15 protein-coding genes are annotated in these 13,221 nt (G+C 55.7%); 3 read left to right on the top strand and 12 right to left on the bottom strand.

Annotation, left to right across the window (positions count from 1 at the left end; genetic code table 11):
• Positions 1-84: 84 nt before the first annotated feature.
• Both GS3922_RS01435 and GS3922_RS01430 read right to left on the bottom strand, forming a co-directional pair.
• Complete coding sequence (locus tag GS3922_RS01435; RefSeq protein WP_063164870.1) at positions 85-582, bottom strand: NUDIX domain-containing protein; 498 nt, start codon at positions 580-582, stop codon at positions 85-87.
• Positions 583-699: 117 nt separating this feature from the next.
• The gene (locus GS3922_RS01430; RefSeq protein WP_063167276.1) at positions 700-1,923 is read right to left on the bottom strand and encodes an NAD(P)/FAD-dependent oxidoreductase; all 1,224 of its coding nucleotides are present in this window, start codon (positions 1,921-1,923) and stop codon (positions 700-702) included.
• A gap of 280 nt (positions 1,924-2,203) precedes the next feature.
• Here GS3922_RS01430 and GS3922_RS01425 point away from each other — a divergent pair, with 280 nt between their 5' ends.
• On the top strand, positions 2,204-3,202 hold the full coding sequence (locus tag GS3922_RS01425) for an NAD(P)/FAD-dependent oxidoreductase (protein ID WP_172796419.1): 999 nt from the start codon (positions 2,204-2,206) through the stop codon (positions 3,200-3,202).
• A gap of 119 nt (positions 3,203-3,321) precedes the next feature.
• Here the strand turns inward: GS3922_RS01425 and GS3922_RS01420 are convergent, their stop codons facing one another.
• From GS3922_RS01420 to GS3922_RS01405, 4 genes are all read right to left on the bottom strand, one after another.
• A complete protein-coding gene (locus tag GS3922_RS01420; protein WP_225995605.1) occupies positions 3,322-3,693 on the bottom strand; it encodes a LapA family protein in 372 nt (123 codons plus the stop codon).
• A complete protein-coding gene (locus GS3922_RS01415; protein ID WP_063164867.1) occupies positions 3,694-4,059 on the bottom strand; it encodes a HesB/IscA family protein in 366 nt (121 codons plus the stop codon).
• Between the two features lie 46 nt (positions 4,060-4,105).
• On the bottom strand, positions 4,106-4,978 hold the full coding sequence (gene dapF, locus GS3922_RS01410; RefSeq protein ID WP_063164866.1) for a diaminopimelate epimerase: 873 nt from the start codon (positions 4,976-4,978) through the stop codon (positions 4,106-4,108).
• Between the two features lie 133 nt (positions 4,979-5,111).
• Positions 5,112-5,351 carry a YuzB family protein gene (locus GS3922_RS01405; protein WP_063164865.1) on the bottom strand — a complete coding sequence of 80 codons (240 nt, stop codon included), beginning with the start codon at positions 5,349-5,351 and terminating at the stop codon, positions 5,112-5,114.
• Between the two features lie 167 nt (positions 5,352-5,518).
• Here GS3922_RS01405 and GS3922_RS01400 point away from each other — a divergent pair, with 167 nt between their 5' ends.
• Entirely contained in the window at positions 5,519-6,589 is a 1,071-nt protein-coding gene (locus GS3922_RS01400; RefSeq protein WP_063164864.1) for an NAD(P)/FAD-dependent oxidoreductase, read from the top strand.
• 189 nt (positions 6,590-6,778) lie between these two features.
• Here GS3922_RS01400 and GS3922_RS01395 read toward each other — a convergent pair whose 3' ends face one another.
• Positions 6,779-7,108 (bottom strand): DUF1462 family protein, encoded by a 330-nt coding sequence (locus GS3922_RS01395; RefSeq protein ID WP_063164863.1) that lies wholly within the window; start codon positions 7,106-7,108, stop codon positions 6,779-6,781.
• Positions 7,109-7,192: 84 nt separating this feature from the next.
• Here GS3922_RS01395 and GS3922_RS01390 point away from each other — a divergent pair, with 84 nt between their 5' ends.
• Entirely contained in the window at positions 7,193-7,435 is a 243-nt protein-coding gene (locus tag GS3922_RS01390; protein ID WP_225995604.1) for a NifU family protein, read from the top strand.
• A gap of 38 nt (positions 7,436-7,473) precedes the next feature.
• On the opposite strand, the gene thrB is transcribed toward GS3922_RS01390, so the two are convergent.
• From thrB to yutH, 5 genes are all read right to left on the bottom strand, one after another.
• Complete coding sequence (gene thrB / locus GS3922_RS01385) at positions 7,474-8,388, bottom strand: homoserine kinase (protein WP_063164862.1); 915 nt, start codon at positions 8,386-8,388, stop codon at positions 7,474-7,476.
• Positions 8,385-9,446 (bottom strand): threonine synthase, encoded by a 1,062-nt coding sequence (gene thrC / locus GS3922_RS01380; protein ID WP_063164861.1) that lies wholly within the window; start codon positions 9,444-9,446, stop codon positions 8,385-8,387. The genes thrB and thrC overlap by 4 nt, the downstream gene beginning before the upstream one ends.
• Entirely contained in the window at positions 9,446-10,744 is a 1,299-nt protein-coding gene (locus GS3922_RS01375; protein WP_063164860.1) for a homoserine dehydrogenase, read from the bottom strand. The genes thrC and GS3922_RS01375 overlap by 1 nt, the downstream gene beginning before the upstream one ends.
• A gap of 140 nt (positions 10,745-10,884) precedes the next feature.
• On the bottom strand, positions 10,885-11,859 hold the full coding sequence (locus GS3922_RS01370; protein WP_063164859.1) for a 2-hydroxyacid dehydrogenase: 975 nt from the start codon (positions 11,857-11,859) through the stop codon (positions 10,885-10,887).
• A 331-nt stretch (positions 11,860-12,190) separates the two neighbouring features.
• Positions 12,191-13,192, bottom strand: coding sequence for a spore coat putative kinase YutH (yutH, locus tag GS3922_RS01365; protein WP_063164858.1), 1,002 nt, complete (start codon positions 13,190-13,192; stop codon positions 12,191-12,193).
• Positions 13,193-13,221 lie beyond the last annotated feature (29 nt).

Raw genomic sequence — 13,221 nt, 5'->3', positions numbered from 1 at the left:
TGTAAAAACAAACGGCGATTCTCCTTTATTTTTGTTCATGTAAGCGAATACATCAACGCCTCGCTTTCGTTTTCTTGATTATTCTTACGATTTTGACGATTTGAAGTAAAGGCGGTATTTCGTGTACCCGAACGGATCGCCCGGGTTGAAGCCATCGTGCGGGGGGAGGAAGGCCAACGGTTCAAGCGCCAACAAATAGCGAAGCAGCCCCGACGTCGCCGGATCAGCGCAGAGCGCCGGCTTGCTTAAAAAGGCGGCGGCATGCAGCTCATCCTCCTGCACGGTAATGTCTTCCGATCGCGGGCGGAGGAGAAAAATGGCCATATTGTCGCTAATTTCTCCGTCAATAACGCCGGTGCGCAAGCCAAGAAAGGCGATCGGTTCGGCATCGATCCCTGTTTCCTCCTTCACCTCGCGAACAGCCGCTTCATCAAGCATTTCCCCCGGCTGGACGAACCCGGCCGGCAGCGACCATTTTCCTTTCAGCCCGCTATATTTTTTCTTGACGACGAGCCATTCCCCCGCTTCATTGATGACGAGCCCGGCCGCCGCAATCCATACATTTCCGCGTTTGCTGTTCATCGTTCTCATCCTTTTCCATATCGTTGTACACCGTTTGTAATTCGACAAACAAGCGGCCGTTCCCTGTTGGCCGCCATACAAAAAAGCTTCCGCCGGCGCGGAAGCTTTCTTGACCGCTTAGAAAAATTTAAATTTTCCTTTTTTCATGACCAGCGACGAGCCGCCGATTAAATACAAGGCGCGGTTGTCGATCACTTTTTTCATGAAGCTCGCCTTCGTCCCCCACAATTTTTTGCCGAACACCACGCCGATCGCATCATCATGGCCGAGCGAGCAGACCGTCCCTTTAATATCGGCTTTAAACGGCTCAAGCTCCCCTTGCCCGCGGATGAGCGCCGCTAAGTTTTTCGCGCACAGCTGGCCTTCTTGCATCGCGATTTGCGCCGTCGGCGGATACGGGCGGTTCGTTTCTTCGTCAATGACGAGCGAACAGTCGCCGACGACAAAAATGTCTTCATACCCCGGAACGCGCAGGAACGGGTCGACTTTAATGCGCGAACGCATCGTTTCAAAGCCGGACTGTTCAAGGACGCTGCTGCCGCGGACGCCAGCTGCCCAAACGACGGTACCCGCTTTAATTTCCTCCACCTCGTCGCCCTTGGCGACAATGATCCCATCCGGTGTGCACTCTTTAATGGCGGTGCCGATTTTAAATTCGACCCCTTTGCGTTCGAGCTGGCTGACCGCGTATTCGACAAGCTCCGGATCAAAGCCCGGCAGTGCGGTCGGCGCCGCTTCGACGCAAATGATGCGCACTTTGTGCGGATCGACGTCATACTCGCGGCACAGCTCCGGAATGCGGTTAGCGAGTTCGCCTAAAAACTCGATGCCGGTAAACCCTGCCCCGCCGACGACGATCGTCAACCGTTCGTCTTTCTTTTCCTCTTCCGTGTTGTACGTCGCAAACTGATACTCAATATGTTCGCGAATTTGCCGCGCCGCATTGACATTGGCGATCGAAAACGCGTATTCTTTCAACCCTTTAATGCCGAACGTCTCTGATTCAAACCCAAGGGCGATGACAAGGTAGTCGTATGCCAATTCGCCATTTTCGAGCAGCACTTTCTTTTCGTTCGGAACGATTTTTGTGACAGTGTCTTGGACAAATTTCACTTTATTGCGGTCAATGACATCCGCGATCGGGTAGCGGACGCGGTCATGGTGCAGCGTCCCGGCCGACGCTTCATGAAGCCAAGTTGTCTCGTAATGATAGTCGTGCTTATTCACTAACGTAATATTCGCCTCGTTCACCCCGACGAGTTTTTGCAGGCGAACCGTCGTCATGAGTCCGCCATAACCAGCCCCTAAAATGACGATGTTTGGTTTTCTCACCTGAATCACTTCCACCCTTTTTAATTTTTTTCCCACACGTTTCTTATAGCTTTTGCTGCTATCCCCGTTTTTATCGAGCGAAGTTTGTGAAACTATTCACGTTAACCCCCAAAAAAATGTCGACAGACTGTCACAAAAAATTAACAATCTCTCCACAAACCATATTAGTCCTTTTTCTTCCTCTTTTCAAGCCTTTTTTTTTCGACTGGACCGACAAAAATTGAACGTTATAACGGCGGGCATTTATGGTAAGATAAACTTGTAGTGCCATTATTTTATGCGGGGAGGAATGTCGGTGAGAGAAGATCGGAACGTGTATGATGTAACGGTGGTCGGCGGCGGACCAACCGGGATGTTTGCCGCGTTTTACGGCGGCTTGCGGCAAATGAAGGTGAAAATCATCGAAAGCCTTCCGCAGTTAGGCGGGCAGCTGGCCGCTTTATACCCGGAAAAATACATATACGACATCGCCGGATTCCCGAAAGTGCGCGCCCAAGAACTCGTTAACCAGCTGAAAGAGCAGCTGAGCCTGTTTTCGCCTGCCATCTGCCTGAACCAGTCGGTTGAAACGCTGGAAAAACAAGAAGACGGAACGTTTAAACTCACCACGGATAAAGAGATCCATTATTCGAAAACCGTCATCATCACCGCCGGGAACGGCGCTTTTCAGCCGCGCCGGCTCGAACTTGAGAGCGCTTCCCAATATGAAGGGAAAAACTTGCATTACTTTATCAGCGACTTAGAGCAGTTTGCCGGGAAGCGTGTGCTCGTCTGCGGCGGCGGCGACTCGGCAGTTGACTGGTCGCTCATGCTCGAACCGATCGCCGCAAGCGTCACGATCGTTCATCGTCGCGATAAATTCCGCGCCCATGAACATAGCGTCGAGCAGCTCATGAAATCGCGCGTGCAAGTGAAAACACCGTTTGTGCCTGCCGAACTTATCGGCGACGAACAAGGCATCCGCCAAGTCGTCCTTGAACATGTGAAGGAAGGGACAAAAGAAACGATCGATGTCGATGCCGTCGTTGTCAACTACGGCTTTATTTCCTCGCTCGGCCCGATCAAAAACTGGGGGCTTGACATCGAAAAAAATTCGATCAAAGTCAACTCGCGGATGGAGACGAACATCCCCGGCGTGTATGCGGCCGGCGACATTTGCACGTACGATGGAAAAATTAAGCTGATCGCCTGCGGCTTCGGCGAGGCACCGATCGCCATCAGCAGCGCAAAAACGTATATCGATCCGACGGCACGGATGCAGCCCGCGCACTCGTCGTCCTTATTTTAACTCAAAAGGGCCGTCGGATTCGGGCGAAGAACAAGAGACAATGTTTACGAACGAAGCGAATAGGTTGATGTAGCGGGAAAGAGGGTGTCCCACCGCCTTGGAGACACCCTCTTTTTCGTTCATCCGTGTTTGCTTTCGTTGGCGGCGGCTGCCTCTCGTTCACCGTCGTTTTCCGCTAAGCGGGCGGTCAACTCCTCTTTCTCCTTGTTGGCGGCTTTCAGTTGCCTCTGCAAATGAAACAACCGCAGCCAACCGAGCATGCCGACCACCAAACCGCCAAGGACAGCTGAGCCGAAAATCACGATGATCAGCGGCAAACGGGTTTCCCCCACCAAATAATGGATCGTCACGTTTTCAACGTTCGCCACCGCCAGCAGCGCAATGATGAGCGCCAAAACGAGGGCCAACATCACATTTCCTTGCCCTTTCACTGCCATCCCCCCTTGGCGGTCTTTACTGACAAACCGTTGTTTGTCACGGCCTCCTGACACCTAACATTGCTCCGGCGTGCCGGCGTTCGTCGCTGTGCGGAATGACGAGCCGCAGCCGCACGTCGCAATGGCGTTCGGATTGTTGATCGTAAACCCGCCGCCAAGAAGCGACTGTTTGTAGTCGATGACCGTGCCGCGCAAAATGGGGGCACTGTCGCGGTCGATCAAAATTTTAATCCCGTGCTGTTCCAATTCGATGTCGTCATCGCGCCGCTCGCGCTCAAACCCCATGCCGTACGACAGCCCGCTGCAGCCGCCGCCATGGACGCCGACGCGCAAATAGGCGTTTTCCTCTTCCTGCTCCTTCATCATGTCCTTAATTTGAAACGCTGCCGCTTCCGTCAGCGTAATGATCGCCTCGGTCATGTCCATCCCTCCTTACCTATAGTATACCGCTTTGCCGCTCGGATGCTCAACCGTTCTGCCCGCCGCGGTAATAATACACGCCGGTGCACACCGTTTCGGCCGGGCCGGTCATGCGCACGTTGCCGTCATGCCCCCATGTGATCGTCAAATCACCGCCGGCCAGATGGACGACCGTTTCCGCTCCGCGCGCCGTTTTGCCGTTTAACACAGAAGCGACAACCGCCGCGCACGCCCCGGTGCCGCACGCCTGCGTGACGCCCGAGCCGCGCTCCCAAACGCGGAAATGAAGCTCACGCTCGTTGACAACCTCGACAAATTCGACGTTCACTCCTTCGGGAAAGCGCGGGTCCTTTTCAACGAGCGGGCCAAGCGTGGTCACCGGCGCCTTTTCAATCTCATCCACATAAAAAATGACGTGCGGGTTGCCCATCGATACAGCGGTGATTTCATACTCGCCGCCGCCAATGGCAAACGATTCAGCGACGACTTGCTCCGCCTCCGGCCCGGTCATCGGAATGGCGCTCCGCCGAAGGAGCGGCTTGCCCATATCGACGGTCACGCTCGTCACCTCGCCGTTTTCTACCGCCACTTCGGCCGCGACGAGTCCGGAGAGCGTTTCAATCAAAAACGAGCGGTCGCGGACGATGCCGTGCTCGTACGCATACTTCGCCACACAGCGCAAGCCGTTGCCACAGTTTTTCCCTTCCGAGCCATCGCTGTTAAAAATACGCATTTTCACCGGTGCTTGCTCCGACGGGCAAATGAGAATGAGGCCGTCCGAACCGATGCCGGTATGGACATCGGCAACACAACGGGCGATCGCCGGCAGCTCGTCTTCCGGAAGCGTTTCGCGAAACAGATCAACGTAAATATAACTGTTCCCTAACCCATGCATTTTCGTAAACGAAAACGAGTACACGTCATGCCCCCTCCTAAAATTTTTGGCTCCTTTATGTATAACGATACCGCGTTTTGGACACAATGGGAATATCCCCCGTTTTTTCATATACATTGAAGAGGATGCCGCCTTGTGGGCATCCTCCTTTTTTTCGTTAAACCATCGGGTTTTCCTCGAGATGCCGGTAAATATTTTCGACAAGCTGCTCCGGCGTCTCACCGCTGACAAACTCGCCGTTTACGAGCGCAAACAGCGTATGGGCGCAGCGCGTGCAGTAGCTTAAGCAGCTGTATTCGATAATATCCAAATTCGGATCCTTTTCAAGCATTTCCATCGCTTTATACGATCCGCTGGCTAAGTTGCTGATGCAAAACTCGATGATCGGTAAGATCATGGGCATGTTCACCTTCCTGCTTCCCATCGTAACGGTTTTGCGGCACGGCGTCAACGAACATGCTCACGAGCGGTCGGACGAAAAATTGTTGTTCTTTTGTCACAATTTCGTTATACTTTTTTATGGCATTGGCGGCTTGAGAAACTGGACAAAAGGGGACTTTAGCCATGAAACATCTCGTACTGCTTGGCGGGGGATACGGCAACATGCGCATTTTGCAACGCCTTCTCCCGGACGGAGTGCCAAACGACATTCATATTATCCTCATTGATCGCGTTCCGTACCATTGTTTAAAAACGGAATATTACGCCTTAGCTGCGGGGACGATCAGCGACCATCACATTCGCGTCCCGTTTCCGGAACATCCGCAATTCACCTACCAGTTCGGCGAAGTCGTCTCGATCGACCTTGATAAGCAGCTCGTCCATCTGAAAGATGGAAGCCACGTCCGTTACGACGACCTGGTCATCGGGTTGGGCTGTGAAGATAAATACCACGGGGTGCCGGGCGCTGATGCGTACACGTACAGCATTCAGTCGATCGACAAAGCGCGCGCTGCCTATGAAGCGCTGAACAACTTGCCGCCAAAAGCAACGGTCGGCATCGTCGGCGCCGGCTTAAGCGGCGTCGAGCTGGCCAGCGAACTGGCGGAAAGCCGCCCGGATTTGCACATTAAGCTGTTTGACCGCGGTGAGCGCATTTTGCCAATGTTTCCAAAGCGGCTAAGCGACTACGTGGAACGATGGTTTATCGAACATCGCGTTGAAATCGTCCGCCATTCGAACGTCACGAAAGTCGAGCCGGGCGTCTTGTACAACCATGACGAGCCAGTGCCCTGTGACGTCATCGTCTGGACGGCCGGCATTCAGCCGAACCGCGTCGTCCGCGAACTAGACGTGGAAAAAGATAAACAAGGCCGCGTCGTACTGACGAAGCAGCACCACATCCCTGGCTATGAAAACGCATACGTCGTCGGCGACTGTGCAAGCTTGCCGCATTCGCCGAGCGCCCAGCTCGCTGAAGGGCAAGCGGAACAAATCGTTCAAGTGCTGCAAAAGCGGTGGAACGGCGAAGAGCCGCCAAGCGAATTCCCGCCGATCAAATTAAAAGGCATTCTCGGTTCGCTCGGCAAAAAACACGGCTTCGGCCTCGTCGCTGACCGCCCGCTCACCGGCCGGGTGCCGCGCCTGCTAAAATCAGGCGTTCTTTGGATGTATAAATACCATAACGGCTATTAAGCCGCGCACGGCTGGCATGGAATCGCATAGGCGGGGCAAAGCAGCTGTTTCTCTGAGAACGCTTCATGTTGGCCGCAATCAACCATCATTGCCGAAAATTTTATCAGCTGACCAGGCGGCCGACCAATCGCGAAGGCGGCGGGGAATTCCCCGCCGCCCGTTCGCTTTCCCCGCCGTGCGGCACCGCTGCTATGACGAACGGTAGCCGTATTTCTCCATTTCGGCATAAATGGCTTTCAGCCGCGGATTCCCTTCCGCGACAACCGCTCCTTCCACAACGACGACCGGGTACACCCAGTCCTTCTCGACGATCGTTTGCGCCAGCGACCGTTTTGCTTCGTCATCCGCCGGCGGATGGAAAATATCGACGTACGCCATGCGGAACGGCTGATCTGGATATTTGCGGCGCAGCGCAGCCTCGAGCCATTCGTACGTCTCTTTTGACGACGGCAGCTGCACGCACGACGGGCAAACGATCTCCGCTCCATACACACAAATTTCAACCGGTTTGAACGCCATCATGGTCACCCTTTACGAAAGTAAAATTTATCATTAGATTTTTTCCGCTACCATGATTATAATAAAAAGTAAGGAAAGGAGTCGATGAAAATGACGGATCAAGAAATTAAAGAACAAGTGCAAGAAGTTTTAGATAAACTCCGCCCGTTCCTGCTTCGCGACGGCGGCGACTGCGAACTTGTCGATGTGGAAGACGGCGTCGTGAAACTCCGCCTGCTTGGCGCATGCGGCAGCTGCCCGAGCTCGACGATCACGTTAAAAGCCGGGATCGAACGCGCCTTGTTTGAGGAAGTGCCGGGCGTCGTCGAAGTCGAGCAAGTGTTTTAACTTAAAAAATCCGAACAGCAGAAGGCTGTTCGGATTTTTTATGCCTCCAGCGCCAGCTTGTAAACGCGGCTGCCGTGCGGCTCGACAGCGAGCGTTGTGACTTCGCAAGCCGGGAAATGCGGGCGCAGCTGCCGTTTGAGCCGCTCGCCTTTCCCCGGCTCAGCAAAAACGAGCACCGTCGGCCCCGCCCCGCTTAACGCCGCGCCGATCGCCCCGTATTCAAGAGCGAGCACCTCCGCCCGCTCCAATTCCGGAACGAGCGGTTTCCGGTGCGGCTGATGAAACAAATCCGCCGCCATCATGCGGCCGGCGAGCTTCCAATTTTTCGTCAGCAATGCCGCGACAAGGACGTTGCTGATGGCGCTCGCCTCGACGGCCTGCTGCCTCGTCCATTGTTCAGGCAGCTGCCCGCGCGCTTTTTTCGTTTCCAATTCATACTCCGGGATAATGGCGACAAGCTCCACGTTCAACTCCGGAAGATGGACGACATCCACGCCCTCTTCGCGGTAGCAGCCGATGACCAGCCCGCCGTACAGCGAGGCGCCGACATTATCCGGATGGCCTTCATAGCGGGTGGCCAGTTCCATCTTTTGTTCGCGCGACAATCCTAGTTCAAGCAGCGCATCGGCAAGCTCGATGCCGGCGACGACCGCCGCCGCGCTGCTCCCGAGCCCGCGCGTAAACGGAATATCGCTGTACACATCCACCGCGCAGCTCGGCAGCCGGCGGCCGTGCACGTTCGCCGTCTCGCTGGCTACCTCGTATACTAAATTGTCCGTTCCGCGCGGAATGCCGCTCACCTCCGCCGTCTTTGGCGTAAACGTCCACGCCTCCGCCAGACGGACGTCAAGCGTTAAGTAGCGGGAGACGGCGAGCCCGACGGAATCGAAGCCGGGTCCTAAGTTCGCCGTACTTCCCGGAACGACGATCTTCAACATCTCGTCTTCTTTCATGTACGGACAACCCCTTGCAAATGCTCAAGCACCACTTGTTCATCGTTCGGCAAAACGACCGGTTCAATGGCGGCCGTCTCCAAGGCAATGGCCGGATCTTTCAAGCCGTTGCCGGTGAGAACGGCGACAACAAGGCTGCCGCGCTCGATTTCATTCCGCTCGCGCTGTTTAATCACTCCGGCAATGGCAGCGCATGACGCCGGCTCAGCAAAAACGCCTTCCGTGCGGGCAAGCCGTTGGTAAGCCGCCAAAATTTCCGCATCGCTCACTTCATCGATTTTCCCGCGCGATTCGTTCGCCGCCTCGACCGCTTTTTTCCAGCTCGCCGGGTTGCCGATGCGGATCGCCGTCGCAACTGTCTCCGGCTGTTCGATCACTTGATTGCGGACGATCGCTGCCGCCCCTTCCGCTTCAAAGCCCCGCATTTGCGGCAGCCCTGTTCCTTTTGCTTCGTGATACTCCTTAAACCCTTTCCAATAGGCGGTAATGTTGCCCGCGTTGCCGACCGGAATGGCCAGCACGTCCGGCGCGCGTCCAAGCTGATCGCACACTTCAAACGCCGCCGTTTTTTGCCCTTCGATCCGGTACGGGTTGACCGAGTTCACAAGCGTAATCGGCGCCGTTTCGCTCAGCCGGCGCACCATGCTGAGCGCTTCGTCAAAGTTGCCGTCAATCGCAAAAATGTCCGCTCCGTACATGGCGGCTTGCGCCAATTTGCCAAGGGCGATTTTTCCGTTCGGGATGACGACAAGGCAGCGCAGCCCGGCGCGCGCCGCATACGCGGCGGCGGAAGCGGACGTATTGCCGGTCGACGCGCAAATGATCGTATGGCTTCCTTCCTCTTTCGCTTTCGCCACCGCCATCACCATGCCGCGGTCTTTAAACGATCCCGTCGGGTTCGCTCCTTCCACCTTGACGTACAGCGTAATGCCGAGCTCTTCCGACAGGCGCGGCAGCGGGATAAGCGGCGTATTCCCTTCGCAAAGCGACAGTCTTGGCGTTGCTTCGGTCAGCGGCAAAAAGTCGCCGTAAGCGTCAAGCAGCCCTTTCCATGCCATCACCGTTTCTCTCCTTCCACCCGATACGAGCTTTGCACCCGCTCGACGATTTCCAAATCGCCAAGCTGCTGCAAAATCTCTTCGTAGTCTTGCTGTGAAGCGTCATGCGTCACGATGACGATTTCCGCCAAGCCGTTTTCTTTCAACGGCAGCTGCAAAATTTTCTCGAAGCTCACCCCGCGCTTGGAAAACAGCGTCGTAATTTTGGCAAACGCCCCCACTTGGTCTTTCACATGAATGCGCAAAAAGTATTTCGAGAAAATTTCCGCCGGCGCTTTCAATTGTTTTTCATATTGCGGCGCGACGGCGTAGTGGCCGTTGACGCCAAGGCGCATATTTTTCATCACCGCGACTAAGTCGGAGACGACCGCCGTCGCCGTCGGCAAGCTGCCGGCCCCCGGTCCGTAAAACATCGTTTCCCCCACTGCCTCGCCGTACACATAGACAGCGTTATATTCGTTATGAACGGACGCGAGCGGATGCGAATCCGGAAGGAACGTCGGCTGGACGCTCACTTCCACCTTGTTGCCGTCGCGCTGGGCGATGCCGATCAGCTTCATCGTATAACCGAGCCGTTTCCCGTATGTTAAATCTTCTTCCGTCACATGCGTAATGCCTTTGACTTGTACATCGTCCAAGTCGATGTCCATCGAAAAGCCAAGCCGGGCCAAAATCGCCATTTTCCGCGCCGCATCAAGCCCTTCGACGTCCGATGTCGGATCAGCTTCGGCGAACCCGAGCGCCTGCGCTTCAGCGAGCACCGCTTCGTACGAAGCACCGTTTTGCGACATTTTCGTTAAGATGTAGTTGGTCGTTCCGTTGACAATCCCCATCAGCTTGGTGATCCGGTCCGACGCGAGTCCGTCCACTAGGCTGCGCAAAATCGGAATACCGCCGGCAACGCTCGCTTCGTAAAACAAATCGCAATGGTGTTCGGCCGCCACCCGGAGCAATTCAGAACCAGAGACCGCCATTAAATCTTTGTTCGCTGTCACCACATGTTTTCCTTGACGCAGCGCCCGCAGCAACCATTCTTTCGTCTCCTCGATGCCGCCCATCACTTCAATAATGACGTCAACGTCCGGATCATCGATTACATCGGCGGCGCTTGTCGTCAACAGCGCCGGATCGACAGCGACGTCACGGGGTTTATGTACATCGCGGACGAGGATTTTTTTCACCTTCACCGGACAACCGACTTGGTGCATCAATTTTTCTTGGTGGTTTTCGATAATTTTGACCACACCGCTTCCGACCGTTCCTAATCCTAACAATCCAACAAAAATTGGCTTTTCCATCCTTCCCGCCCCTTCTGTTTACGCACAGTAGACATTTGTATTTTTATAGTAGACATTATAAAAGACGATCCGCCGTTTGGCAATGAAAATTTTTTCTGCGACCGATTTACCGGCGTCAGCTGCCTCCCATCGCGGAAACGTTATGACGGCCGGTTCACCGGCGTCAATGGCGGCCGCCCTTCAAGCACGGCGATGATGTTGTCGCGCGCGAGCGTCATCATGGCACGGCGCGTTTCATGCGTCGCGCTGCCAATATGCGGCAAGGCGACGACGTTCGGAAGCGAAACGAGCGGGTGGGCGGGATCAACCGGTTCTTTTTCAAATACATCGAGCCCAGCCGCCGCGATCTCTCCATGAACGAGCGCCTCATACAGCGCCTGTTCATCGACGACCGCACCGCGCGCCGCGTTGATGAATATAGCGGACGGCTTCATGTGCCGAAACGCCTCACGGTTAAACAAATGGCGCGTCTCCGGGGTGAGCGGCGTCAAGCAGACGACAAAATCGCTTTCCGCCAACAAATCGAAAAATGGACGGTAGATGGCGCCAAGCCGCTCTTCCGCCTCCGGGCGGCGGGAACGGTTGTAATACAGCACGTTCATGTCAAACCCTTTCGCCCGCTTGGCCACCGCTTGGCCGATGTTTCCCATGCCGACGATGCCAATCGTTTTATGGTGGACATCGGCGCCAGCAAGCAAAAACGGGCTCCAGCTTTTCCATTTTCCTTCTTTCAAAAACTCGGCCGCTTCCACCAACCGCCGGGCGGCGGCCAATAGCAGCGCAAACGTCAAATCGGCCGTCGTATCGGTCAACACATCGGGCGTATTGCAAACGACAATGCCGCGCCGAGTGGCCGCCGGCACGTCAATATTGTCATAGCCAACCCCCATATTGGCGACGACTTTGAGCGCCGGACAAGCGGACAACACCTCTTCATCGATCGGGTCGGATACCATCGGCAAAATGGCGGCCGCCCGTTTCGCTTTTTCCGCAAGCACATCGCGCGGCACGGCCACGTCCTCATGCGGCCACATCTCGACTTCAGCGATGGCCGAAAGCGGCGCAACGACGTCCTCTGGCAGTTTTCGCATAATAAAAACGTACGGTTTGGTCATCATGCAGCCTCCCATCCGATTTTTTCTAAATCTTATCACAACTTCGGCTAAAAAAAAAACGGGGAGTTGTCCCCGATATAACCAGCCAAAAAAGGATGCCTTGTTGCCCTTCAGCGAAAAAGGGCGGTTTCGGCGGCCATCAGACAAAACAGCCGGCCGCTTGCATGTTAAAAGAAAAAGCGGATTCCAGCAAATCGGCAGGCAAGAAATCATCGTCCGCCGCCGCAAAAAAGAAGCGGCTTCGGACGCCGTCCACCGAAAAGCCGCCGGGCGCTCGCACACAACAGCAACAGGCGGGCGGCGGCGCCGAAACCGCGCATGCCTGCCCGTTTTACACCGGCGGCAGCCACTCAACCGCCGGCAAGCGCACGCGTTCCGCGATGCCGGCAATTTCGGCGAACGAAGCCAAAAACCGTTCATGCTCGTGCGACCCATCAAGCAAATGCCGCAATTCCTTCTCCCGCCGCGCCCGCTCATCCCCGTCCGCAGCGGTATAGTACGCCTCGACGCACTCAAAATACGAAAGCGGAAACAACAACCGAGCGTAAACGAGCCGCCAGGCAAACGGCGACAGCGGCGATACGTGCCCGTAGTCTTGGAAAAACTGGCGCACCGCCCGCTGGCATCCTAACCCGCGCTGCCGGTACAGATGGCGCACCCATTCCGCCAAATCGCGGGCGCAATGGTCGTACACCCAATCGGTCGGCAGCTTCGCCTCGGTCCCCTCGATCCAGCCGGCTTGCGGCAGCCGCTCGTGGCAAAACGCCGCATAATCAACGCGGAGCGGTTCCTCATCGAGCTCCGTATCAGCCACATATTGCACCGCGTTTTCCGCCAAACCTAAATAATACGGGAACGACTCGATCAACAGCCGGTCAAACGGCGACGCCGGACCGTTTGCCACCATGTTCGTCCAAAACGCCTCCATTTGGTCGATCCGCTTCGCCCATAGTTCCCGCCATTGGCCGATGCGCCGGCAAGCGACAATCGGCAGCGGACAAGAGCGCCCGTATTCATGCATCACCGCCAGCTCGCGCCCGAGCGAACGAAAGCGGACTGCCGGAAGCGGTGCGCGAACGAGCGCCATCGGCTGTCCCTCATAGACGGCAAGATACGTTCCGGCCTTTGTTTTCACCAGCTCCCCGACGCCGGTCACCCCTTTTGCCCGCAAATAGCGGCTCATTTGCTGGCGCTCTTCCATCTCCGCTTCGCTCCGTCCGTCGGCCGGAACGAGGAGAAAGCGCTCCTGCTGCCGCCAAACCACTGTATGCCTTCCTCTTCGCTCCAACCGTTCGGCGCGCACCCCGTACTGTTCATGCACCCATGTTTCCATCTCCGCACCTCCAGGCCCGTGTCCATGAT

Source organism: Geobacillus subterraneus (assembly GCF_001618685.1).
GTDB lineage: Bacteria > Bacillota > Bacilli > Bacillales > Anoxybacillaceae > Geobacillus > Geobacillus subterraneus.
This window is presented reverse-complemented; position numbering and strand designations above follow the sequence as displayed.